We start from the raw sequence: 24,389 nt of genomic DNA on the forward strand, positions 1-24,389 counted from the left end.
TCGAAGAGACTAGAAAGATTGCAAGGTACAGCAATTCTTGTTCCAGCCTCTTCAAACAGTTTATTTATTTTGTGACTTTAATTGAAAATTGTGCAGTCACTATCGGTAAAACTTTGCTTGTTACTTTGATTTGATAATTTCCTGCAGCAGTCGTTGCTTCTGTCCTAATCAGACCGTTTTCATCTACACTTACTGTATTGCCAGCATCTGGTGTAACCAACTCATACGTTACTTGCGAGCTCCAAGCATCCGTTTCTGTGTGCGGCGCTTGACCAATCACTTTAGATTGAATTTGATAATTTTCGCCTGATTTTATAGTGGCTGTTTCTGTAGCAAATTGAATTCTTTCAGGAATCGCATGAGTTTGCACGACTTGGAAGATTTTTCGTTCATCGGGATTCGCAATTCCTATTTTTTCTTCTACTGCAGCAGGGAACTGGTAAGTACCTGGCGGGCTACTTGGCGAATAATTACTAACATCGTCATCCCAAGAAATAACCTTCAATTTCGTTTCGCTACCATCATCTAATTTTGCAATTACTTCAGTTGGCAAATTCAGTTCGCCTCGCGAGGTGCCTGTTAGTCGATCCAGCGTAGGCAATTCCTTGAATCCAACAATATGTTTAGCGGTGACTTTTACATTGGCAATAATTGGCAGTGAAACACCTGCTGCTCGTCCTACAACAGTGAATATTCCTTCTTTTTGATAAGAAGATGCTGGAACTTCTGACCAATTGACAGTCACTTCTCGTTGTGAACCATCCGAATAAAAAATAGTTGTTTTTTCTGGTAGATTAGGGGCTTGACCCGCTTCTGTCGCAACCTCAATCGACTCATGTTTGACTTCGAAAACATTCGATAAAACAATTTTAGGAGCTAAACTATCCTCTGTTAGCTGTTGACCAGTTGGCAAGGTCAATTTGCCTGCTAAAAAGTCTTGATAGGCCTTTTGTGCGCCTTCTTTTGAAAAAGCATCAAACCCAGCATTATCAGAATCATAACCAGGCAAACGACTGTCTGTAATCGCTAATAAGAAACTTAACTTGGCTGGAATTTTCTCACCACTTTGAATTAGCTTCCGTAGATAGTTACTAATATCAATAGAGATTGTATTTTGATTATTCATAATTGAACTATTTGTAAAAGATTGTCGAGCAATAAATTCTTCATTTGGTACATTTAAATTATTTGGACCATTGTTCCAAGTAATGGTGTTACTCATCCAATTAGTATCTGTTCCATAAACATCTACTTGGAACTGCGTATTTTTCAAACGTTCATCATTTGTATTTCCAGCACCATTCCACGCATCATAACGCATCACATTTAGTTCTAAATTGGCACTTTTTAGTGATTGATAGTTCTTCAATTCTTGTGTATCAATTTCAACGTAAATCCGGCGATTATACCCCGCAGAACTAGCATTTTTTAATTTTAATGCGTAATTGCCCGTATAGTTTACTCCATAAGGATATTTATAGGCGTCTCCTGAACTAATGGCAGCGGTACCGCCTGCTATAGCAGAGTATGCTCGGTTACCATCACTCTTTTGAACATAGGCAGTTTGAGCTGTTTTTAGTTTAACGGTGTCTTTTCCTTCACCAAGTTCACCCTCAAAAGAGACCTTGGCTGTTACTTTGACAGCATCTATCGGTAAGCCGATAACTGTTGCTGCAACTTCAACTGTGCCTGCTGTATTAATTTTTTCTTGAGGGATTGCTTCCCATTGTAACTTAAATTCTTTTTTGCCTGTCGCAACCACTTCTTCATTAACGACTTCTTCGTACGTTAATTCAACTTGCTCTGGCAAATTAGGATACACACCTGTTGCCGAACTAATTTCTAACACTTGATTTTGATAACGAATACTTTTTTCAATTGTGGATGCTTGTTGCGCACCAATATCTAAAAATTTATTTTTCAAGCTATTTCCAAAGAAGTCTTCGGCCGCACTGTTCACTTCCGACAAGCCTTTACCAATCGCTGGAGAGGTTTCTTTTAATCGAAACATTTGTGCTCGCTGACGTAAGCGTTCTTTAGAAGTAAATTCAACCACATTATCTTTTGTTGGTTTCAATGTCGTAAATTCTTGCTCTGCCAACTCTTTCACTTTTTCAGGGTTATCTGTGATTTCTAATTGTGGTTTTTCAAAAATGTTTCCACTTGATACTAATTTTTCAACAGTTGCACCACTTTTTTCTGTAGCAATTTCTTTTGGCCAAATAACATTATTTTTGAAATATTTTTCTGGATTATCGACCATTTTACGTTCAATTGGTTGTGTCCCATTTGTTGGATAATTAGATAAGAATTTTAATTGTCCGGTACCTTCTTTGTATAAAATATTATTGTAAAAATTGGCTACTGTACCACTGTTGTCAGAACTATTTCCTTCACCAAATAATGATGTTGAAATACCGTCGCCAACATAAATCGTATTATTGTGGATAGTTGGCATTGCCGCTCCATCATTTTTCACCCAATAATGGAAAATGCTTTGTTCTTTATAATTGTAGCCACCAGCTCCGCCTGGATTGTCTTTACCTGTTCCTCGGTTACCACCGCCGTCATTAGCTGAGATATTGTACCGAATAACCGAATTTTTTTGATCAGACATAAGCAATAAAAAGCCGCCAGTATTATGATGTGAATAGTTATATTGATAAATAACATTGTTTGACTGCATGTCCACATCATAAGCTTCAGCATCGTTAAATCCATATTTGATTCCGTATACTTCGTTATATTGGAACAGTCCGTCATCTACAGACATTGCCCAAACGCCCGCGTAATTTTGTGTACCATAATCGGCATTGCACATTCGGACAGCAACATTTCCTTCGACGACACCGCCACTTTTGGCTTCTGACAAGACAATCCCGTCGCCAGCAATATCTTCTAAATAGTTATTACGAATCGTAATATTAGAAAACGTTTTGTAGAAAGTGTTGCCTCTTGAGGTATCTGAATCAGCTTTTGTTCGAATTCCTTCAAGTCCCACTCGTTGAATCACATTATTTTCAATCAAAATATCATTAAATCCAGTCGTTGTTCGATGATCATTGGCTGCCGTTACTACATTGCCATTCTCATCAAACCAACTTCCTAAAACAATAATTCCACCTACCGCTTTTAATCGTTTGGTTGCAGTATTCCCACTTAGATTCAAATAATATTCTGTTTGAACATCATGAACATAGTTATTCCTTATCGTGACACTATTGAACGTTCGATTTTGTTCATATCCTAGTACTAATATCCCCGCTCTTTGAGCATCTCCTGGTTTCTTATAGCCTTCGAGATTATCTAGCTCTGGTGTATTTGTCACTTCTAAATTTGAAATATTCCAATATTCTTGGTTCACTAACTGCACGGCCCCTGAGATTGCACGTTTGAAAGTCCCTGTGCTGTAGGTGCCACCACCGTTAATAATCGGACGCCGCGTTGTTTCAAAAATGGTTTCTCCTTTGTCATTCGTATCATAAAAATCAATGACAATCTTTTGTGCCGCTGTCCCATTCCCTTTTGGATGCAACAATTGGTTATTCCAGGTACTTTGCGCATTCAGCAAAAGATGGTCGCCTGGCTGAAACTCCGTCTGATTCACTTTTTCAAAATCACGCCAAGCACTGGCTGGAGACTGCCCATCATTGGCATTATTTCCTCCTTCCCCATCCACATAGTAGGTCGTTCCATTTTGAGCGACACCTACTGAACGAAAAAGTAACGGTTGATCACTCACTGTTTCCCCATAAGCAGGAAGACTAAATAATTGAAGCTGGGAAAAAACAAGCAAAATAGAAAGGAAGATGGTTACACTTTTAAAATACGCTTTTTTTCTCATTTTCTGCTCCTTAACTGTTTTTATTTTGATAATTTTGAAAAAACTTTTCTCTGTCTTTCTCCAACAAGTCTACTTTGGTTGCTTGTTGATACGTAGCTAATTTCTCTTTGTAACATGTGTTGATATAGGCATTTTTGCCAAATTGTGGTGCTTCTTCAAACTGTAAAAGTTGCCCTCCTTCCTTATTAAAAATATAAAAGTATTGGTTTTCGTGGTATCCTTTCACCACGGTACCAACAGCTTTTTCACTAAGAATCTCCCCAACAGACAACGAATAAATATCCTCTTTTTGGATTTCTGCACTCTTCAATTGATACGATTCAATAACAAGATTAGGTAATTTATTTTGCCACTCCAATAACGTCTCCTCATAAGATAGATTCGGAGAGATTGCTTCGGCTATTTTTTCTAATTCTGCTTGCTTACCTGAAAAATTTGGAATTTCAATTGCTTCAACAAAGTAATCGGTCTTTTTATATTTATCATCCAATTGCTCAAAGGCCTGCCGCAATTCTTTTTGCGTTGGCTTTTCTTTCTCCATTAATTTCTCTTTTATTTGGTCCTGTAATTGTTGATCTTTTGCATCTAAAAATTGCCAGAGCGTTAAACTGCTCTTTTGGTCTTGCCATTCTTTTTTTTCTTGCCCAAATGTTTGTGAGTGGGCTATTTCTAACTCCGTTGCCAGCTGTTTAATCATTTTATGTTGTACTAAATCCTCCGTTGCAACCTTCAGTAGTTCCTGAGTGGGTGATTTTCCGTTATACGTTTTGCGCCAGAAATTTTTCCCAAACGAAGTTAAATTATTCTGATCAGAGAATTGCTTCGCTACACGATTCATATTTTTATCGCCATAAACAATTAATTCTTCGACTTGGATTGCTTCGTTATTAATCATACTTTGCTGGCTGGTAGTAAAAATAACGAGCACAAAAATAGCACCTATCAAAAAGCTACTTAAAATAATTATTTTTTTCTTCATTCGTTCGCTCCCTCCACTTTAATAAACAAGGCAAGAACAAAATAAGCAATCCCACCTTCATTCATTTTCCTGAAAATCGAGATTACTTATTATGTAAAAATTATTTATTCTTTTTTTGCTTTTCATGCAATTTCCCAGTATTTAAATAAATAATCCCTAGGAACAGGACAGGGGTTACAACAAACCCAAACTGTGGCTTCAAAAACATCATTGCAAACATTGAGAATAGTAAAAAAACATTTAGACAGCTGACATACCATTTCCGCAGTCCATAGTAAATTGAAATCCGAAACACATCTTTAAAAGAAGCTTGCGGGTTTCGTACTTGAAAATACCAAGCATTCAGCATAATAGCTAACCCAAAAATTAGCAGAAGGACCATCAATGGAATAAACCATTTACCAATCGTTGTTTTGGCAAAAAAGAATATATCTGTCACACTGATGATGCTACTTCCTAAGCCAAGCAAGCTGATAAGAAAGCCTCTTAACCCAAACTGACGAAACTTTTGGAAAAAAGTTTTAAACGGATCCAGCTCCTTTTCTTCTTTAAAAGTATCGATTAAACCTAAAAGTGCAATCATCCCTGCCCCCATCGGCAGCAACGTTACTACAAAAAGTGGGAGGTTTCGTGGATCAATGTCTAAGCTAATCACCGCTATGAAAAAAGGAATGTTCACTAAGAGAAGCCCTAGATTACCGATAAATAAAATGTAAAGCCAGCGAAAAATTTTCATATAGATATTATTATCAAAGGTTTGCTTAGTAAACATTCAAACTTCCTCCTAATTCTTCATTCCAGATGTAGCAATACCTTCAACAAAGTATTTTTGCATTGCTAAAAAGACAATCCCTACTGGTAAAATAGAAACCACTGATGCGGCCATGATTAAGGCATATTCAGCATCAAATAAACCGACGAACATTTTCAAACCTAACTGAATTGTTTTATTCTCAGTAGAAGATAAATAAATGAAAGGTCCCATATAGTCATTCCATGTATTCACAAAAGTAATAATCGTGAGACTAGCTAAAGCTGGTTTAGTTAATGGTAAAATAATTTTCCAATAAATTCCCCACTCACTTAACCCATCAATCCGCGCGCTTTCACATAGTGAATCTGGAATACTGCTGTAATATTGTTTCAGTAAAAAAACCCCAAATGCATTAAATGCTTGTAATAAAACAAGTGACCATAACGTGTCAGTCAAACCTAATTGACGCATCATAATAAATTGTGGAATCATATACGATTGCCAAGGAATAGCAATTGTTGCGATGTACGTAATAAAAAGTGTATCTCTTCCTCTAAAATTCATTTTTGAAAAGCCATATGCTGCAAAACTTGAAGTAAATAGTTGAATAATCGTAATCACAATACTTAAAAATAATGTATTTTTAAAGAAAGTTAACAACGGAATGCGTTCCCAAATAACGGAATAGTTTTCTGGATGCCAACTTTTAGGAATCCATTGAATTGGAATGGTGAAAACTTCATTGTTTGTTTTAAATGATGCTGAAACCATCCAAATGAAAGGCACCAAAGTAATTAACGCAAGTAAAGTTAAGAGAATGATTACAAGGATCCCACCAGGTGTGACTTTTTCTGCTTTTTTCGTTTTTGCTTTTCGAGTATTTTCTTTTTTTGAAAAAGTTGCTTCCATCTTTTCTCCTCCTAAACTTTCTCTTGATGTTGATTCCATTTAAATTGGGCCACAGTAATCGCTAGAACGATGATGAATAAGACCATCGCAATGGCTGATGCATAACCAAAATTAAATTTGACAAAGGCTTCATTGTAAATTTCGTAAACTAACACATTCGTTGCACGTCCTGGTCCACCACCAGTCATAACTTGAACTAAGTCAAACACTTTGAAACAGTTAATTACAAGCATGATAGTCACGAAAAAGGTCGTTGGTCGTAGTGAAGGTAAGGTAACATTTAAAAATTGATTCCATTTACCCGCGCCATCCATTGACGCTGCTTCATATAATTCTCTTGGCACACTTTGTAAACCAGCTAAATACAAAATCATATAATACCCCATAAAGCGCCACACACTAACGATGATAATTGCTGGTAAAGCCCAAGTAGAACTAGATGTCCAGCCAGGAGGATTTTCAATAAATAATTTCAAAAATTGATTAATTGGTCCCATCGTTGGATGAAATAGCATATTCCAAACGACCGCAATCGCAACTAATGACGTTACATAAGGAAAGAAAAAAGCCGTTCTAAAAAATTTCATCCCTCTAATTTTACGATTCAACAAAATCGCTAGTCCTAATGAGCAAATCAATGTTAACGGAACAACACCAATCGTATAGATAAACGTTTGTTTTAACGAAATCCAAAACGTATCATCATGAATCATTTTGGTGAAATTTTTCATTCCGACAAATTCAGGAGTTGAAAAAGAATCCCAACTCATAAAAGCTAAAATCAGTGAACAGATAACCGGGATTAAAGTGAAGAGGAAAAAGCCAATAAAGTTTGGTGCGATAAAAGATAACGCAGTCCACGTATTTTTTCGTCTCAATTTATTTGCTGTTTTTGTTTTTGAAGTAATTTCCATAATTGTATTCTGTTAAGTGAACTTAACAGGCCCTCCTTCCAAACTCAAGCTACATTCTTTATTTAAAAAAATAAGCTGAAATTCATTGTAGGTTACTCATTTCAGCTTATTTTTTTCATCAATCTTTTGTGTTTTTGCAGGAAATAATAGTTAGTCTATCTCTGCTTTGACACGTTTTTCCATGTTAGCAATACCATCTTTTGGTTTTTCGTCGCCGACCATAATTAAATCATGTTCTTCTTGTAATACTTTATCAATTGCGGCACCGTTTTTATCAGATGGGAATTCTAAATTAATTGTATCTGGGTTAAAGGCTTTTTGTGAGACTTCATCTGAAGGCATTCCTTTTCTTGCAAAGTAGATTTTATCAATTTCATCTGTTTTATAAGAAGGAACCACTCCTACTTCTGCTAAAAGTTTTGCACCTTCTTTACCTGAAGCAAAGTCTAAGAATTTTTGAGCAGCTTTTTGTTTTTTACTGTTTTTATTAATTGCAAAACTTGTCGGTGAGCCAAAGGTAGTTGCTTTACCTTTTTCTTGTTGTGGTATTTCGGCAATCCCCCATTCGACATTTGTTTTGCCATCATCAATGTTTGTTAATAAAGTCCCCATGTACCAGCTACCCATGTACATCATCGCCGCTTTTGAATTTTCAAATTGTGATTGATACGTTACTTTTGTTGATTTTGCTGTTCCAAAATCCATTTGTGATTGATCTTTTTGCATTCTCAATGCGCGATCATAGTAAGTTTCCATATAATTGTATTTCGGTTCAATCAAATTGGCATTATTTTGAGCAGCAGCAATCGCTTGAACGGTTGAGCGCCAAGTATGTTGATAGGCACCATATACTTGTTCTTCTGGTTTAGATAATTTTTTCGCTAACGCTTCATATTCATCCCAAGTTAAGTTATCGGGATAGGCAATTCCGGCTTCATCAAACATTTTTTTATTGTAATACAATACCCAGAAATCTGTACGGTAAGGCTGAGCATAGGTTTTACCATCGATTTCATACATCTCGTAACTTGCTTTGGCAGGTGCGATATCTAAATCTTTAACGTGATCGGTTAAATCCACCAATTGATTGCGTAGCGCGTAATTAGAATATGAAAGTAAGTTTTTCATGGTTAAAATATCCGTCGTATCTCCTGATGAAAGCATCGTTGTTACTTTTGTGTCATAATCATCTGAAGCAATGTCCACCGGTTCAATAGTGATATCAGGATTTTCCGCTTCAAAAGCTCTGAATAATTTCTCAAATTCTGGGGTCGTGTCATAATTCCAAGTAGTTACTGTTAATTTTGTTTTGCCATCTTCACTCTTTTCAGTTGCTTTCTTTTCACTTGAATCACCACATGCTGTTAAAGTTACTGCCGCCACCGCTAACAACGCTGCCGCTGTTAAGCCTTTTTTCCAAAGTTTCATTTGTACTACCTCCGCTATTTATTATTTTTTAGGAGTTTTCCTCCATGAATTACCAAAAAGAATACCAGCTTTCCGCTAAACGAGTTAGCGCTTCCAAATAAAAGTAGTCGCCCCAAATCATGCATTCATCGACTCCTGTATTTGTTTTTTTATCATAGACACCATGAAGCAATAGGCCGTTCGACTCTGGTCGTAAAACTGTTGTATACTTTTCCGCTAATGCTTGTAATAGTTCTAGCGCAACCTTTTCATAATAGCCATGTTTTTCATCATTTAATGGAAGCTGACGAGATAATTCCAGTAAGCCACATGCAGCAATTGCAGCAGATGAGCTATCACGTTCTTCTTCACTCCCTTCATTGAAAATTAAATCCCAGTAACAGATTTTGTCCTCTGGTAATTCTTGAATAAAGTAATCAGCAACATTTTTTGCTGTTTCCAGAAAACTACTATCTCCTGTATATAAATAACTTAACGTAAAGCCGTAAATTCCCCAGGCTTGGCCGCGAGCCCAACAAGAATCATCTGAGTATCCTTGCTGTGTCTTTCCGTACAAGGCTTCGCCTGTTTCCGTATCAAAATAATACGTATGGAACGTAGTGTGATTTTCTCGCACAATATATTTTTGTGTTTGTTTCGCATGATTGTAGGCAGCTTCATAATACTCTTGCTTGCCAGTCATTTTTGCTGCAAAGTATAATAATGGTAAGTTCATTAAACAATCAATAATCATTCTACCTCGTTGCTCTGGATCGTCTAAATTCCCCCAAGCTTGAATAATCTTGGCTTTTGGTGAATAACGTTTCATTAATAAGTCCGCAGCTTGCAAGGCCATTTCTTTTGAGGCCTCATGACCATTGACTTGATAATCAGCAATGGCTGTTAAAATATACAAAAAGCCTATATCATGTGTTTCCAGCTCAATTTGTTCATCCAAGCGATGTTGAAAAGAAGCCATCTGTGTGGCAATCACCTCATCGAACTCTGTTGAATTTGTTAATTCCTTTGCTAAAAATAACATTCCTGGCCAAAAGCTGGCCGTCCAGTCAATATTTTCTTCAGGATAATAAATTTGATTTAAACTTGCCGCGGGTGGAACTAATTCTTTAAATGTCTCTAAATTTCCTCGAACTTTGTTTAAAGCAAAACTGATTTGCTTCGGCAACCACTCAATCTGTCCATTTTCTGTCATTGTGTATTTCTCCCCCTAATTCCCCAAAATTACAACTTTTTCTTCAACTAAAAGCTGATTTTCTTTTAACCTAACTTTAACTGGCTCAATTTGTTCATTCGGCAGTACGCCTGTCACCAATGAAATTAAAAGATGTTTCCCTTTCGACAAGTTTGCTTTCAAATATGGCAACTCCGTTAACGGATAAAGTAAATTTGTATTCGGTTCTGTTCGAATAATCGCAGCTTCAGAAAAGCCGTTGATATTTTCTACTTTTGACACACCTTTTGCATTTTTTACCTCAGCCATTTGATCAGAAACACAAGTGACCTTTTCATCGAAGAGCGGGATTGAGAAGCCACCTTCATAAGCCACTAATGCACGTTGTGTCTCAATTTCGTGGATCCGTAAATGCTGGCCTTCTAATGGTACAATTGTCGTTTTAATTGCTACATCGGACCAAGGATGCCATTGATGAATGATACGATCATCAAGAATTTCGTACTGATCATCTAATCCTTTCGTGCGGAAATAGTGGTCGTCTTCAGCTAAAGCCAAGCAATTATCATAAGCACCTTCGTAATACCAATAATCACTCTTTATAGTACTGAAACCAAAATGGGAAGAATAAACAAATTTACTATATTTATCATGCGCATGAGCTTGATAATTAATAAATTGTCCCGCTGGAAACATTAAACCATGTGTCCCTGCATTATTTACTTGATAGTAGTTCCGACTTTCTGGTGAAGGTAAGTGTTTTTCTGGAAAGCTAATAGGCTGTGTTTCTGCTTGCCAATAAGGATGATCTTTTGGAACCGCTAACAAAATGAATGTTTTAAAGGCCCAATAAGGTGAACCAGGACCATTATAGCCTTCGGCAAAGACCATATTTTGATAATCATAACCTACCGACAATAATCCATCTGTTGTAAAAATATCTTTGTTCATCCATTGATGAAGATGTCGGCTGATTAGACCTTTAATCTCACCCCACGGCAATGCTTCAACATCTGCAAAAACTAAGGCACTAAAAAATGACACTTGAGCAAAACGATACGTTAAGCTACGTCCGAAGGGAATCGCTTCTCCTGGCTGAGTAAACCAATATTTAAACTCTTGCGCGAACAAAGTTGCTCGTTCCTTCATAATAGCCACTCTTGCGGTATCTTCCGGGGCAAAACGACAATACAATAAACTATAATAATGAATAGCGAAAGAAACATAATAATCAACTTGTGTCTCGACTCCGTCATAATACCAACCATTACCGACATAAAAACGATCAATAACAGCCAAATCAACAGCGATCTGTTCTTTTGAATACGGCATTTCACAATGTTTCATCGCTAAATTCAGCAACACTCTAAAGAAATGCCAATTATTTGGCGGAATAATGTTTTCATTGGCTTGTATCAGCCAACTGTGTAAATTGTTTTGCTGTTCTTTTGTTAATTGGTCCCACGTTTTTTCTTTGTTTAACAAAAGAAATGTACTTAATGCTGCCATCTCAACAATCAATTGATCATAATCTTTTGTTTTTCCCCAATAAGATGAACTCTCAGGATCGGTTCCTTCGATAATTCCAGTTAGAAAGTCATTCAAATACTCACTTTCATTTTGCGTTACATAAGGACCTAGTCCCCATAACGGTCGTAAAAATGCCTCCGCATCACGTGTCCCTTTAGAATAAACTGTCCCGTGTGTCCCTAAATCCAGATGACCTTGATACTCTCGATCAAAAAACAATTCCAGTGGCGCTAATAAATCTTCAAATCCTTCTGCAACCTCTTCGTATGTTTCAAAAGGATTCTGTCTAATTCGTGGCTGAATCATGATTCTCCTCACTTTCAATTAATGTCCCTTTCAAAAAGCCGTAATATTCTCCGTAAACTGTCACTTCGTCACCAATTTTCAATTTTTTCTTTTGCTCATTAAAAACTTGATATTTACTAGAACCACTTTTCAAAATAAAACGATCACCTTTTTTTATTAAACTGGAACGACTGTCGCTCTCAACAATCTCCCCTTTCAAAGAAATATATTCATTTAAACGAACGTCACCATTTTGTAATTCTGTTTCTGAATAAGACTGTGCCGTCTCCTTTAGATTTTGAAGAGATTCTTCATCAAATTCTTTTTCACCGGATTTACAACCTGTTAAAGCAAGTAAAATTAGTAAAAAAAGTGAAAATCTTTTCACTAAACCACCTTCTCCATCGAATTAAAGCGCTTTCTTTGACTTTATAGTATATTTTTTTAGTCAAAAAATCAATAGTTTTTGCTAAAAAAAAGTAAAAAAAGCTTTTTCTTGCTTTTTTTTACTAAAAAGAAATATACTATATGCTATAATAGTACTTGAGAAGGAGGCATTTAGAATGGCAACTATCACAGATATCGCAAAAGTCGCGAATGTTTCAATTTCAACTGTATCGCGAGTTCTGAACTATGATCCAAACTTATCCGTTACAGAGGAAACCAAGCGAAAAATTTTTGAAGCAGCAGAAACCCTGAATTATACGAAATATAAAACTAAAAATAAAAACAAACAGCAGGAGCAACTGACACCTAACCTTTCCGTACAAACAGCTCCGCAAGAGCCTTCGATTGCCGTCGTTCAGTGGCGTTCAGATGACGAAGAACTAACGGATATTTACTATATGTCGATTCGTTTAGGCGCTGAAAAACGGGCCGAAGAGTTAGGTTACAATATTCTAAAAGTTTCTCAATTGGAACAACATAACCTTCAAGGGATTGATGGCATTTTGGCAATTGGTAAATTCACTCAAAAGACGTTACAAGAGTTGCAGCAACTGCATCCCAATCTTTGTGTAATTGGCAGTAATTTCCCATTGGAAGAATTTGATTCTGTAAATACTGATTTTTATCAAGCAACCGAGATTGCCTTAACCCATCTTTTGGAATTGGGCCACGAAAAAATTGCCTTTATTGGTGCCGAAGAAAGCGAAAATATGTATGGTTTCCGTCGCTATAAAACACCGACAACCAACGCTTATCTTGACATTATGCAGCATTATCACTTGTTTAACGAAGATTATTTTATCTTAAAAGAAAATGGCATGTTGGATGTCAAAACGGGGGAACAATTGACAGAAGAAGCGTTAGAAAAATGGGGAAATGATTTACCTACTGCGATTCTTGCTTATAATGACGCCTTTGCAATCGGTGTGATACATACGTTAGCCGCACACGGTATAAAGGTTCCTGAAGAAATTAGTGTCATGGGGATCAATGATATCTCTATTTCTCAATATGTCTCACCGCCGCTATCCACTGTCCATGCCTTTACTGAAGAAATGGGCGAGACAGGCATTAATTTATTGCACAAACGAATTCAAATGCCTAGCATTCCTCGTAGAGTCCTGTTAAACACAGAATTGGTTGTCCGCCAATCGACAACTAGCCCACGCCAGAAATAAAAAATAAGGACCGCTCCTATAAAGGAACCGTCCTTATTTTTTATTTGTTTTGACCAAATAATTCAATTTGTGTTAATGCTGGAAATGGTGATGGTTCATCTGCTTGAATTAACTCTGTTAGTATCACCCACTCCGCTGCCCGTTTCGCAAAGGTAAAGCTCTGGCGTTGCTCAGTCTTAACAGTTTTAAAAACTTCATGTGTACCGTCGGAAAATTTTAAAGTCACTTGTTGCCAATAATTATCATGAGGAAAGTCCGCTCGTAATGTTAAGATCACTTTATCCAACAAGACTTCACGCCCAAATTCAATTTTTAATGCGGCATCTAATTGCTGATTAATCCCCCATGATTGATAAGGATACGGCCCATGATAAAGATTAGCAAAGGTACCGTCAATCGCATTGCAAGCAAAAAAAGTGGCATCATTTCGCGTTTCCACGTTGGCAGATGCATGAGGATACGCACCAGTAAAATGTTGTAAATCATGTGGATTTAACGCCCAATTACGATAACTCTTAATTTCTTCTTTAGTGGCAATACGCACACTTATATAAGGTTTCTTGGTTTCAAAACGATACGCTGCTCGCGCTTCGATAACGTTTTCATTTTTTATGATTGGAAACGTCCATTTTTGTTCTGGAACATAAATTAAACTGCTATCAAGCGTAGCATCTAACTTCACCATTAAATAAGTATTGGGCGTATCTAAACAAACTTGAATCACATCGCCGTCTTGTAATTGACAATCCCGAGCAGCCAAACAAACAAAATCTTTTCCTGTAATAGTTAACTCTTTCAAAGAATCTGAATCATCTATCTTAGCTTTTCTAACTTCTTGTTCTTGATTTAAAATCGATAATGAAATACACGTCATATGCTTCCCTCCTAGTTTTACCTTTATTATATATTATTTTAGTAAATTAATCTATTTTTTACTAAAATAATGACTTTAGCTTTATTTCTATAAAAGTATTTGGTACTCACTATAAAACGTAAGATTTTGATTCTGCTCTTTTTGAACACAATAAATATTCACCTGTAAACCTGGCAGATTTTCAGTAACCTCAGAAAGACTCATTACTTGCACCTCCCTTAACGAGAACTTTTAAAATGCAGACTATCTTACATTCTTTTTTTGCTATCCTTACTCGATTTTCTGCTCCTTGCTTTCGTATATACTTAGCTACTTTCTCTTAGCCCTACAAGACTCACATAATAACCTCTTTTATCCAAAATGATCGATTAACATGATCCTATTTTAATTCGCATGATATTTATGAATGATTATTGTCATTGCACGGGCTTAAACGATGGTGACTTATTTTATCTCACATATTTTTTAATATCTTACTTCAACTGACCAAAGTCATAAAAGAATCCAGAGGATCTTTTCCTCTGGATTCAATGTTATTCTATATTTTTTACTAATAGTATCTGATAAAAAGAACAAATTAATTAAGATTTATTTTTGTAATTGTACTTTTCTACAACTATTTATGATAATTTTTTTTAATTTTCGAAAACGTAAAACAGAAGTGATAAGAGCAACTCCTAAAAATACTATACCTATCCAAATACTTACCAATACAGATTTATCGTTTTCACCAGTTTCAGGTAAATTATGTTTTGCCGTTGAAGTTGTTTCTTTATCTCTAGTTTTATCTTTATTATCTGGTTTTATTTTGGGATTAATTTTGTCTTTCGTATACACATATGTGACTACTTGAGTTTTAACCGTAAATTGACCAATAGGATTACCTTGAACTTCTTTAAATTTATAACCAGAGATTTCTTTTTTCTCTGTTAAATAGGAACCTCCAATTTTCCCTATTTTCACTACATCATGCGCTATTGCTTGTCCCCTTGTATCCACGTACTTTACTGTGATATTGCCGCTGGGAATGGGGTCATGCGTATATACGTAAGTTACGGTTTGAGGTTGACCTGAGAAGTGACCGGATACATTACCTTGTACCTCTTTAAAGGTATAGTCCGAGATTGTTTTCTTCTCTGTTGAGTAGGGATTTCCAATATTTCCTGTTTTCACTACATCATGCGCTATTGTTTTTCCCTTTGTATCCACGTACTTCGCTGTGACATTGCCACCAGGAATTGAATTGTGCGTATATACGTAAGTCACGGTTTGCATTTTTTCTGTAAAATGACCGGATGCATCGCCTTGAACTTCTTTAAACGTATAACCTGAAATGATTTTCTTTTCTGTTGAGTAAGATTCTCCAACATTCCCCTTTTTTACTACATCATAAGAGATTTGTTTGCCCTCTGTGTCCACATACTTGACAGTAATGTTCCCTCCAGGAACTGGAATTTTTTTATAAAGATACGTAATATCAGAGGTATTATCCGTTAAAGTTCCAGAACTTGGCGCAGAATCTTTAGATAATCCTGAAAAGGTGTAACCCTTGATATCTTTTTTCTTAGATGTATAGCTCTCGTCTACAGAATCTTCACCATTTGTATCTTTACCTTTATTTTTTTCTTCAGAGGCAAGTATATTTCCATTAGATGTGGAATCATTAATAGTTTCTTCATAGTGAACTGTTATTTGTGGTATACCATAGATTTGGGCAGTCATTTCAACATTATTACTCAGATTCGCCCCTGAAACCGTTCCTTTTGCATAAGAATAGCTGTGTAGTTTAGCTGTTTCACCTATTTTTGCTTTTCCAATTTTCGCTACCTGAACGGGTATAAAACCTGAAATTGTTGTTTGTGTTTTAAGCTTATCTGCCTTAATTGCAACTGTTCGAATACCTGACCAATCGCTGACTTGCTTTTCGTCTACCCAGTCACTTGTCGTTAAATCAACCGAAGTATTAGATTCATTCTTAGGGAGAGAGTATATTTTTGTTGAATAAACAACGTGTGCACCAGCTCCTAAAAGATTTAAAACAGGACCTGTTAATACCATATCAAATGTATCACCATTCGTTTTTTGAGGGAGAACAGCAAGAGTCTGCGCATTAGTATACTCTTTATTAGAACCGTTAGTAATAGAGAGCATTATTTTACCCGAGTTATCATCATCATTTTTATCGACTCTCAGACCTCTATCAAATCCTGCTTTCCCTGTTGATTCTTTATAATAGTTAGAATCACCTGTTCTATTTCCTGATAATCCTACGGTAGATATAATTGATGATGGAGCCGTAATTGTCCATTTCATACCAGTAGAGCCATCATAAACTTTCCCACCATAAATCGGGTGTAGTTCATCCTTGTTGTTATCCGTTAATTGAGTTACCCAGTGTACTGTCGTTCCTGACATTGGTGCTGCAACATCACTTACTTTCCATGGGAGAGCATCTGGATAAAAGAATGCAGATGACGTACCCATATCCGCAGGGATTATTACACTATCCTTAGAAAAATCTAATTGTGTAAGGTGCTCTCCAGTCGTCGGATCAATCCCTAAATCTGTAATAACAGGATAATATTTATGCTCCTTGTACGTCCAGCCCCATTCCGTAATTTTACTTTGATCTATATCAATCATTCCCTTATCAATGCTACTGATCACTAAGGTTGGCAATTTTACTTTTGCGGTAACTCCAGTCGTTGCGCTTCCAGGAATGATTATTTTCCCATCTACACCGCCATCCATTGTAGTTTCTTTATTGAGTTCCGCCCACTTAGCACCTGTCGTAAAGGTTTGCCCTTGTATATAGGTTCCGGAAATATCATAATTCACAGTCCCTTTTAAACTAAATTGGGAGGTCGAACTTACACTATCATCAAAGTATTTGAGGTGCCCCGTAACTGACATATCTTTATCTGTGGTTACACTGTGCACATCTAAAATAATAGGTACACTTTCTCCATTATTATAAGTTTTGTCCTCAATCACGGCATTAAGTAGTCTTACTTCAACATTATTCCCTGCCAAAATATTAGCTTGTCCTGCAACACTTACAATGTGTGCACCAGCATCTAATGCTGCAGTTACTTTTGCATCATTAGATGCTAATGTAGAAACAGTATAAGTGGACCCATTATCTAAGACGACTGTAAATGGACCGATAGCATTAAGATTTCCAGAAGTTGTCACAGAACCGTTAGGACCGGTTGCAAAAGAAATATCTGTCAAATTACCACACCATTTAGTAGGAAGAGTGAATTTGTAATCTTTTAACCTGTTCGTTTGGTTTACTGTATCATCTAGAAAATTTACGGATAGATTTGGGGTAGCTAAATTTTTATTGATCGTCGTATCCGATTCTTTTCCTGTAACAAATCCTGTTACCCCAGTACTATTACTGATTGTTTTAGAATAGAAACCTTCATGCTCTGGATCAATTGTAGATTTGTCATATCCTTCTAAGACACCCCCAAACATTGGAGTCATCGTTCCAGGGTTAGCTGCACCAATAACAACATCATCCAAATTACCTAGTAGTATTGGTTCATTACCAACTGAGCCGTCATAATATTGAGGTATCAAGGTCAAGTCTGGAGTAAAATGATAAGTTCCTGAAGCTGTTCCTGTCTTAAAGTAACCATAAAGGTACATAAATGCTTCATTATATGAAAAATACCCTCCCCCTGTAACATTAGATACAATAATATCCCCTCCTGCACCATTAGGCTGAGAAAGTCCATCAGGAATATTGGGAATTGCACTACCGTCGTCTGGGACATTTTCATTTGTATCTCGATAATCCGCTAAATGTCCTCCCACCAATACGAAGCCAGAAGGCACGTGAATGATACCCTTTACTTTGGCATGTTGGGCTTGAGTAATTCCCGCACTCGAAGCTGTAAAATCTGGATCAGTTTTTACCCCCAAAACAAAATTATAAATAGAGTTTCCATCTGCCGTATAGACATTATTTGCGACCGCGGTATTATGAGTCCTTGCAGTAGCAATAGACGTTATAGGATTAGTAACTACTATAGAACTATTTAAAGTCTGTCCACCACCTTCTACTGTAATAGGTAATGTTGTACTGCCAGGAGAAAATTGATGATTGTCTCCCTGATCTGACATATAATATGAAATATTGAAAGATTGTACACCTGGCGTTGAAAAAGTATAGGTGAGGTTCGTCCCTCCATTAACCGAAGTTTTGGTTACTGTAGCTCCACTAGGTATATCGTAAGTTTCTATAGTTAAACCACTAGGGACAGTAATTTTAATTTCATCCCCAGTAATAACTGAAGCTGAAACTGAAAATTGCCTCGTACTTGAAGCATTATTTGGCCACCCTACACCATCAGAGGTCAATGTGTAAGCAATCGTATTCTCTACACTTTGAGTACTCGTATCCATATCTAAAGTTAGCCCAGACATTTTTACTGGTTGAATATCCTTCATACTGTTGATACTTTCAGAAGTTTGTTTTGTTGACGTCAAACCTTGGTCCTGTGCTATATCTTCTTTAGAATTTGCTTGAGTGGTATACTGGTCTGTTATATGTTGAGTTCCACTAGTTGTTGAATTTTCTGTTCTATCTGCTGGCGAGTTAGCAATCGCATCTGCAGTTACAACTAAATTAGGTGAACCAAAGAGTACCGTAATTGTCACTATGCTCGATACAAAACATTTTTTACTCGTCTTATACAATCTAAACCTGATATTATTTTTCATATTTATTCCTCTCTTTTTATTTCATTTATTTTTTCTTTGTTATACTCTAATAAAGAATCTCTCTCTTAGAGAATAATAACCGTTCTAATTAACTAGTCTATATCATTAAAACTCTCGAGAAAATTATTTTCATGTCAAAATATTCTCGTTTTATGTTCAAATTAAATTGTCTTATGTAAGGGGGAGGTGTCTTTTTATAAACGAAAAAAGATGTTGGTAAAAATACCAACATCAGACAATATAGAGTTGCTTTAATCCATTATATCGAAAGGATTTTTTACCGTTAAAGCTATCTCTCCCATACGTAGTACACATTCTTTTGTCAAAATCTTTTTTTAGATTCCAACTAACTAAAGTCAATAATCACCAGCGTTCACTTCAACTGATGCCCCACTCTCTAAATCTTACTTTTCGATACTTGCGAGTATCTTCTCTGTGTTCATATAACGAAAATCTTCTTGATCGATAAAAACAACCTGCCCCTGACAGCCTTCTAAATATTTTTCCACTTTTTCTTTGACACGAGCGACTTGTGGGGTCAACATTAACACATCATACTCTTTATAACCAAGTTTTTCCTCAATCCGACAAACAGGCGCATAATCTAAATCATAAGATAACTCTTTTTCCCTAATTGCTTCAAGTAATTTTGAAACTAACAGCGATGCACTAATTCCCGTCTCACAAATAATCAATATGTTTTTGCTCATAAACTTCTCCTCATTCATGAAATATTTTTATCTAGCAAATCCGATTGGTGAAAATGCTACATAGGTTAGGATAACCACGACAACTAATATACTTGCGACAAGTTTTGTATGTTTCCAAGGTTCAATATTTACTTTCGTATCAAAAGAATTTAAAACAAATTCGCCATCTGGTTTTATTTTAGAAACTACTATTAAAATAAGAATATCTAAGAAGAAGAGCAGGCTTAAGACATATAAAAAATGGATATCTTTCAAAAACACTTTTGACAGCGCATACAAAACAATGTGGATAGCAATTGTCATTTTTGCTCCAAAAGCAGTTGCTTTTTTGGAATAAAACGCAAAAAGTATAATCACTAACAATGGCATATTGTATAATCCATTAAACTCTTGAACAAATTGGTACAATCCAGCTGGTGCAAAAGAAATAAACGGTGCAACGATAATTGAAATAATCCCTACAATAACTGTAACTGTTTTTCCCGCACGAGCAATTTGTTTGTCATCTGCTTTCTTATTGATAATTGGTTTGTAAAAATCTAGTGAAAACAGAGTGGAGGTTGCATTTAAAGCCCCCGCAAAGGAAGATAAAATTGCCCCAAAAATAACTGCAGCAAAAATGCCGAAAAGCATTTTTGGTAAAACTTCAGTTACTAAATATGGATATGCGTTATCAGGATTGGACATCAACGCATCCCCAAAAAGATTTCTTGCAACAATTCCTGGAAATACTAAGAATAATGCGCCAAACACTTTGAAAATCCCCACTAAAAAAGCCCCTTTTTGTGCTTCTGCTAAATTTTTTCCTGAAAGTGCTTTTTGAACAATCATCTGATTGGTACACCAGAAATACAAATTATTAAACAACATCCCTGTAAATAATGTTGGCCATGGTACAACAGCAGAATCAATTGCACCTACAGAGTTCAGTAACCATGGTGTGTTTTCAACAACCTGTTCAATCCCACCAATAAAACTGCCATCACCTAGTTTCATTAAACCTAGTATTGGAACCAACAAACCACAAACCAATAAACCAACGCCATAAATCGAATCGCTATTGGCACTTAAAGATAGGCCGCCAATCAGCAGATAAAGAATCCCAACAATACCAATCACCATCGCCACAAGAATGATTGCGACAATAGGTTCGACACCCAACAGCTCATCAATATGAAAAATCTTATTGAATACTAGTGACCCAGAATAAAGAACTACTGGTAAAAAAGAAATCATATAGGTAACAATAAACAAGATTGAAATAATTCGTTTTGTAACTGTATCATAACGAATTTCAATGAAATCTGAAACCGTATTAATACCGTATTTAAAATATTTTGGTAAAAAAATGACTGCCAATGCGACAATTGCAATTGCAGCAGTTACTTCCCAAGCCATTACTTCCATTCCTGCATGATAGCTTTGACCGTTTTGTCCAACAATTTGCTCTGTGGATAGGTTGGTCATAATAATTGTCCCAGCAATCGGTAAGGCTGTTAAGCTTCGGCCACCCATGAAGAAACCTTCCGATCCAGAAGTATCTACACTTCTGGATCGAGAATAGGCAAAAATCCATACGCAGATGACAATTACTAGGAAACTGATTATTGAAAATAGATTCATTGTCTAGCTCCTTCTCGATTAAATTAAAGATCGGTGACCTTTCGGATATAGTTTCGTGCTTTGACGGCATATTCAAACGGATTGGCTTTGGCAGGATCTTGTTCCGCTTCAACCACAATCCAACCTTCATAGCCACTCTCTTCGATTGCTGACCAAATTGGTTTAAAATCAATCATACCATCCCCAGGGACTGTAAAGACGCCTTTTTTCACGGCCTTTAAGAAGCTATCTTCTTCTGTTCTGACTTCCTCTGCCATTTGTTTGCGAATATCTTTGAAGTGAATGTGTTTAATCCTGTCTTGATAGCGCTGATAGATTGCGATTGGATCTTCTCCTGAGAAGACAAGATGGCCAGTGTCAAACAATAATTTAACTTTTGTCGGATCCGTCATTTTCATTAATCGATCGATTTCTTCAGTCGTTTGGACTCCTGTCCCCATATGGTGATGGTAAACAATCTCCATACCTTTTTCATGTGCCAAGTCTCCTAGTTTTTCTAATCCTTCAGCTAGTTTTTGCCACTCTTCATCAGAAAAAATTGGTTTTTCATTAAAAACAGGAGCCGTCATAATTCCTTGTATGCTGTGTCCTTGTTCAGCCACAACAATAACCTTAGCATCCATTGCATGTAAGAAATCTCGATGTTTTTTGAAGTCTTCCGCGGTTTCTTCGAAAGGTTTTGTTGTTAAAAATGTACTAAACCAGGCACTCGCTACTTTTAGTCCACGAATATCTAAATATTGTTTTAAAACCTGTGGATCTTTTGGATACTTGTTGCCAATCTCCGTACCTTTGAATCCAGCTAGCGCCATCTCACTAACGCATTGTTCAAACGTATTTTCGCTTCCTAGCTCTGGCATATCATCATTTGTCCATGCAATCGGCGCAATAGCTAGTTGAATTTGTTTCGCCATTATGTCACTCTCCTACTTCATTTATAGTTGTACCAAACGATTCGTATCAAATGATTCTTGACAAGCTAATGCAATTTTTGTTGATTGTAGACCATCTTCTGCATTAACTGCCGGTTGACGTTTTTCTTGAATACAGGAAATAAATTCTTGTGCTTCTCGAATGAATGCTTCTCTAAATCTTTCTGGAAAGTTTTGAGAGCAAGGTCGCACAACCCCTTGATTATTCATAACAGTCACTAAATTTTTTTCAGGTACTTGCGCTACTCGTAACATCCCTTTGGTGCCCATGATTTCTGTTTCGACATGGTAACCATGTGTAGCATTTCTTCCAGCAACTAGTAAAGCCATTGTTTTATCTTTAAGACTCATCATAGCTGCTCCGGTTTCCAATTCACCGACTTGATCTAATTCTGGATATGCAGCATTTTTACCAATTGCCCAAACTTGTTCTACCTCTTGACCAGTAAACCAACGAACCAAATCAATATCGTGAATCGCCATATCTAGAAATAAACCGCCACTATCATTGTTCATTGCAAACTTAACGAAGCTTTCCAGTCCATCACTCGGATCAATTCCATAACAACGGATTAACGTGACTTCCCCAATTTCCCCATCTTCTACCATTTTTTTCGCATACTGATAAGATTCATCGTAACGGCGCATGAAACCTAACATAAATACTTGCTCGGGATATTTTTCAATAACCTCTTGTGTTTTTTTTATGTCCTCAATTTCAATTCCCAATGGTTTTTCAGTAAATACGTGTTTCCCATTTTCCATAGCTAAACGGACTTGTTCACAGTGGAATCCTGAAGGTGAAACAATAAAAACGGCATCAATTACAGCGCTTTGAACCATTTCTTCATAACTAGAAAACGTATACTTAACACCTAACTCCTTCTGTGCAAATACTAATTCTGATTCAACTAAACTACAGGCGGCCGTAAGCTCACAGCCACTAACAGCAGAAGATAAATTTTTTGCGTGTACCTTGCCTAATCTACCTAGTCCTACGATTCCTACTCTAATATTTTCCACAAAACCCCTCCTTTTTTTAAGAATTATTTGGTATATAACGCTGGTTGTTCATCTATTTCAATCATTACTTTTTTCCCTGACTCACGAGACTCATGACAAGCCATCATTGTGATTGCTGCCACGTAGCCATCCCAAGCAGTTGGACCAACAAGTTTATCGTTTTTAATTGAATCAACCCATAACTTAAATTCGTAATCATACGCATCTAAAAAACGCGTTTGCCAGTCGGGCGAAATTGGTGTGTAATTTTTCTCCGCAGCTTTAATTTTGGTATAGGCTGGATCCGTCATTCCGACTTCTGCCGTTTCAAAAACTACGTCACACTTAATGTCGTAGCCAAAACGACAATTAACAAAAATTTCTAAATCAATTGTTACACCTGATTTCGTCTGGAAAATCAGTAATTGAGGATCATGTAAATCTGCATGTGTATGACTGGTTTTCTTTGGTAAAATCATTTGCACTGAGGCATAATCTTCGGCTAATAGCCAACGAAGAACATCAATTTCATGGATTGCAGTATTACTGATTGCCATTGGCGTCTTATAATTTTCATCAGCGCTTGGATTTCTATGCGCACAATGGAGCATCAGAGCTTCACCATACTGTTTTGATTCAATTGCTTCTTTCAACTCAATGTAGCCACGATCGTATCGACGCATGAAGCCCACCTGTACCAATTTTTTACCATAAGCGACTTCTGCATCTACAATTCGGCGACATCCTGCGGCATCCATTGCTAATGGTTTTTCGCAGAATACGTATTTTCCATGCTTGATTGCTTCCAAGACATATTTTTCGTGTGTTGGGTCCCAGGAAGTAACAACAACAACTTCCACTTCTTCAGAAGCAATTAATTCTTCGCCTGTTTTGAAAAATTGAGCCCCAATCTCCTCAGCAATTTTGCTTGCCGCTTCAACATTAATATCTGATACTGCTGTTACAAAAGCGCCTTGTGTCTTGTGATTAATTCTGTTAATATGTTCGATTCCAATCGCCCCTGTACCAATTACGCCTACTTTTACTTTCAATTATTTGTCCTCCGATTTCTTTA

17 protein-coding genes are annotated in these 24,389 nt (G+C 36.6%); 1 reads left to right on the forward strand and 16 read right to left on the reverse strand.

Features of this window, described 5'->3' with window-relative positions; all coding sequences use genetic code 11:
- Positions 1-64: 64 nt before the first annotated feature.
- The 9 genes from IGK54_RS09010 to IGK54_RS09050 form a co-directional block, all read right to left on the reverse strand.
- Positions 65-3,844 carry an Ig-like domain-containing protein gene (locus IGK54_RS09010; RefSeq protein ID WP_002379622.1) on the reverse strand — a complete coding sequence of 1,260 codons (3,780 nt, stop codon included), beginning with the start codon at positions 3,842-3,844 and terminating at the stop codon, positions 65-67.
- 10 nt (positions 3,845-3,854) lie between these two features.
- Positions 3,855-4,823, reverse strand: a complete 969-nt coding sequence (locus IGK54_RS09015) for a hypothetical protein (protein ID WP_002369004.1) — start codon at positions 4,821-4,823, stop codon at positions 3,855-3,857.
- A gap of 100 nt (positions 4,824-4,923) precedes the next feature.
- Entirely contained in the window at positions 4,924-5,595 is a 672-nt protein-coding gene (locus tag IGK54_RS09020; RefSeq protein WP_002389950.1) for a hypothetical protein, read from the reverse strand.
- Positions 5,596-5,607: 12 nt separating this feature from the next.
- Complete coding sequence (locus IGK54_RS09025) at positions 5,608-6,525, reverse strand: carbohydrate ABC transporter permease (protein ID WP_002383582.1); 918 nt, start codon at positions 6,523-6,525, stop codon at positions 5,608-5,610.
- Positions 6,498-7,400, reverse strand: coding sequence for a carbohydrate ABC transporter permease (locus IGK54_RS09030; protein ID WP_002356840.1), 903 nt, complete (start codon positions 7,398-7,400; stop codon positions 6,498-6,500). Before IGK54_RS09030 ends, IGK54_RS09025 begins: the two co-directional genes overlap by 28 nt.
- A gap of 150 nt (positions 7,401-7,550) precedes the next feature.
- The gene (locus IGK54_RS09035; RefSeq protein WP_174125842.1) at positions 7,551-8,828 is read right to left on the reverse strand and encodes an ABC transporter substrate-binding protein; all 1,278 of its coding nucleotides are present in this window, start codon (positions 8,826-8,828) and stop codon (positions 7,551-7,553) included.
- 49 nt (positions 8,829-8,877) lie between these two features.
- Complete coding sequence (locus tag IGK54_RS09040) at positions 8,878-10,020, reverse strand: glycoside hydrolase family 88 protein (RefSeq protein ID WP_016633581.1); 1,143 nt, start codon at positions 10,018-10,020, stop codon at positions 8,878-8,880.
- 15 nt (positions 10,021-10,035) lie between these two features.
- Positions 10,036-11,835, reverse strand: coding sequence for a DUF2264 domain-containing protein (locus tag IGK54_RS09045; RefSeq protein ID WP_142957005.1), 1,800 nt, complete (start codon positions 11,833-11,835; stop codon positions 10,036-10,038).
- On the reverse strand, positions 11,816-12,202 hold the full coding sequence (locus tag IGK54_RS09050; protein WP_002356835.1) for a hypothetical protein: 387 nt from the start codon (positions 12,200-12,202) through the stop codon (positions 11,816-11,818). The genes IGK54_RS09045 and IGK54_RS09050 overlap by 20 nt, the downstream gene beginning before the upstream one ends.
- A 175-nt stretch (positions 12,203-12,377) precedes the next feature.
- Here IGK54_RS09050 and IGK54_RS09055 point away from each other — a divergent pair, with 175 nt between their 5' ends.
- Positions 12,378-13,439, forward strand: coding sequence for a LacI family DNA-binding transcriptional regulator (locus tag IGK54_RS09055; protein ID WP_142957006.1), 1,062 nt, complete (start codon positions 12,378-12,380; stop codon positions 13,437-13,439).
- 40 nt (positions 13,440-13,479) lie between these two features.
- On the opposite strand, the gene IGK54_RS09060 is transcribed toward IGK54_RS09055, so the two are convergent.
- From IGK54_RS09060 to IGK54_RS09090, 7 genes are all read right to left on the reverse strand, one after another.
- Complete coding sequence (locus tag IGK54_RS09060; RefSeq protein ID WP_010730004.1) at positions 13,480-14,313, reverse strand: hypothetical protein; 834 nt, start codon at positions 14,311-14,313, stop codon at positions 13,480-13,482.
- 588 nt (positions 14,314-14,901) lie between these two features.
- Entirely contained in the window at positions 14,902-18,984 is a 4,083-nt protein-coding gene (locus IGK54_RS09065) for a MucBP domain-containing protein (protein WP_241408191.1), read from the reverse strand.
- A 467-nt stretch (positions 18,985-19,451) separates the two neighbouring features.
- The gene (locus IGK54_RS09070) at positions 19,452-19,775 is read right to left on the reverse strand and encodes a PTS sugar transporter subunit IIB (protein WP_002356829.1); all 324 of its coding nucleotides are present in this window, start codon (positions 19,773-19,775) and stop codon (positions 19,452-19,454) included.
- A gap of 9 nt (positions 19,776-19,784) precedes the next feature.
- On the reverse strand, positions 19,785-21,380 hold the full coding sequence (locus IGK54_RS09075) for a solute:sodium symporter family transporter (protein ID WP_002388280.1): 1,596 nt from the start codon (positions 21,378-21,380) through the stop codon (positions 19,785-19,787).
- A gap of 23 nt (positions 21,381-21,403) precedes the next feature.
- Positions 21,404-22,294 carry a myo-inosose-2 dehydratase gene (gene iolE, locus IGK54_RS09080; protein ID WP_010777829.1) on the reverse strand — a complete coding sequence of 297 codons (891 nt, stop codon included), beginning with the start codon at positions 22,292-22,294 and terminating at the stop codon, positions 21,404-21,406.
- A gap of 21 nt (positions 22,295-22,315) precedes the next feature.
- The gene (iolG, locus tag IGK54_RS09085; protein ID WP_142957008.1) at positions 22,316-23,335 is read right to left on the reverse strand and encodes an inositol 2-dehydrogenase; all 1,020 of its coding nucleotides are present in this window, start codon (positions 23,333-23,335) and stop codon (positions 22,316-22,318) included.
- Between the two features lie 23 nt (positions 23,336-23,358).
- The gene (locus tag IGK54_RS09090) at positions 23,359-24,366 is read right to left on the reverse strand and encodes a Gfo/Idh/MocA family protein (protein WP_142957009.1); all 1,008 of its coding nucleotides are present in this window, start codon (positions 24,364-24,366) and stop codon (positions 23,359-23,361) included.
- Between the last annotated feature and the right edge of the window lie 23 nt (positions 24,367-24,389).

It is taken from the genome of Enterococcus sp. DIV2384, from assembly GCF_050534975.1.
Classification (GTDB): domain Bacteria; phylum Bacillota; class Bacilli; order Lactobacillales; family Enterococcaceae; genus Enterococcus; species Enterococcus faecalis.

Excerpts from the sequence above, each read along its gene's own strand:
- IGK54_RS09010 (WP_002379622.1), bottom strand. The coding sequence starts at position 3,844 with ATGAGAAAAAAAGCGTATTTTAAAAGTGTAACCATCTTCCTTTCTATT.
- IGK54_RS09015 (WP_002369004.1), bottom strand. The coding sequence starts at position 4,823 with ATGAAGAAAAAAATAATTATTTTAAGTAGCTTTTTGATAGGTGCTATT.
- IGK54_RS09020 (WP_002389950.1), bottom strand. The coding sequence starts at position 5,595 with ATGTTTACTAAGCAAACCTTTGATAATAATATCTATATGAAAATTTTT.
- IGK54_RS09025 (WP_002383582.1), bottom strand. The coding sequence starts at position 6,525 with ATGGAATCAACATCAAGAGAAAGTTTAGGAGGAGAAAAGATGGAAGCA.
- IGK54_RS09030 (WP_002356840.1), bottom strand. The coding sequence starts at position 7,400 with ATGGAAATTACTTCAAAAACAAAAACAGCAAATAAATTGAGACGAAAA.
- IGK54_RS09035 (WP_174125842.1), bottom strand. The coding sequence starts at position 8,828 with ATGAAACTTTGGAAAAAAGGCTTAACAGCGGCAGCGTTGTTAGCGGTG.
- IGK54_RS09040 (WP_016633581.1), bottom strand. The coding sequence starts at position 10,020 with ATGACAGAAAATGGACAGATTGAGTGGTTGCCGAAGCAAATCAGTTTT.
- IGK54_RS09045 (WP_142957005.1), bottom strand. The coding sequence starts at position 11,835 with ATGATTCAGCCACGAATTAGACAGAATCCTTTTGAAACATACGAAGAG.
- IGK54_RS09055 (WP_142957006.1), top strand. The coding sequence starts at position 12,378 with ATGGCAACTATCACAGATATCGCAAAAGTCGCGAATGTTTCAATTTCA.
- IGK54_RS09060 (WP_010730004.1), bottom strand. The coding sequence starts at position 14,313 with ATGACGTGTATTTCATTATCGATTTTAAATCAAGAACAAGAAGTTAGA.
- IGK54_RS09070 (WP_002356829.1), bottom strand. The coding sequence starts at position 19,775 with ATGAATGAGGAGAAGTTTATGAGCAAAAACATATTGATTATTTGTGAG.
- IGK54_RS09075 (WP_002388280.1), bottom strand. The coding sequence starts at position 21,380 with ATGAATCTATTTTCAATAATCAGTTTCCTAGTAATTGTCATCTGCGTA.
- iolE (WP_010777829.1), bottom strand. The coding sequence starts at position 22,294 with ATGGCGAAACAAATTCAACTAGCTATTGCGCCGATTGCATGGACAAAT.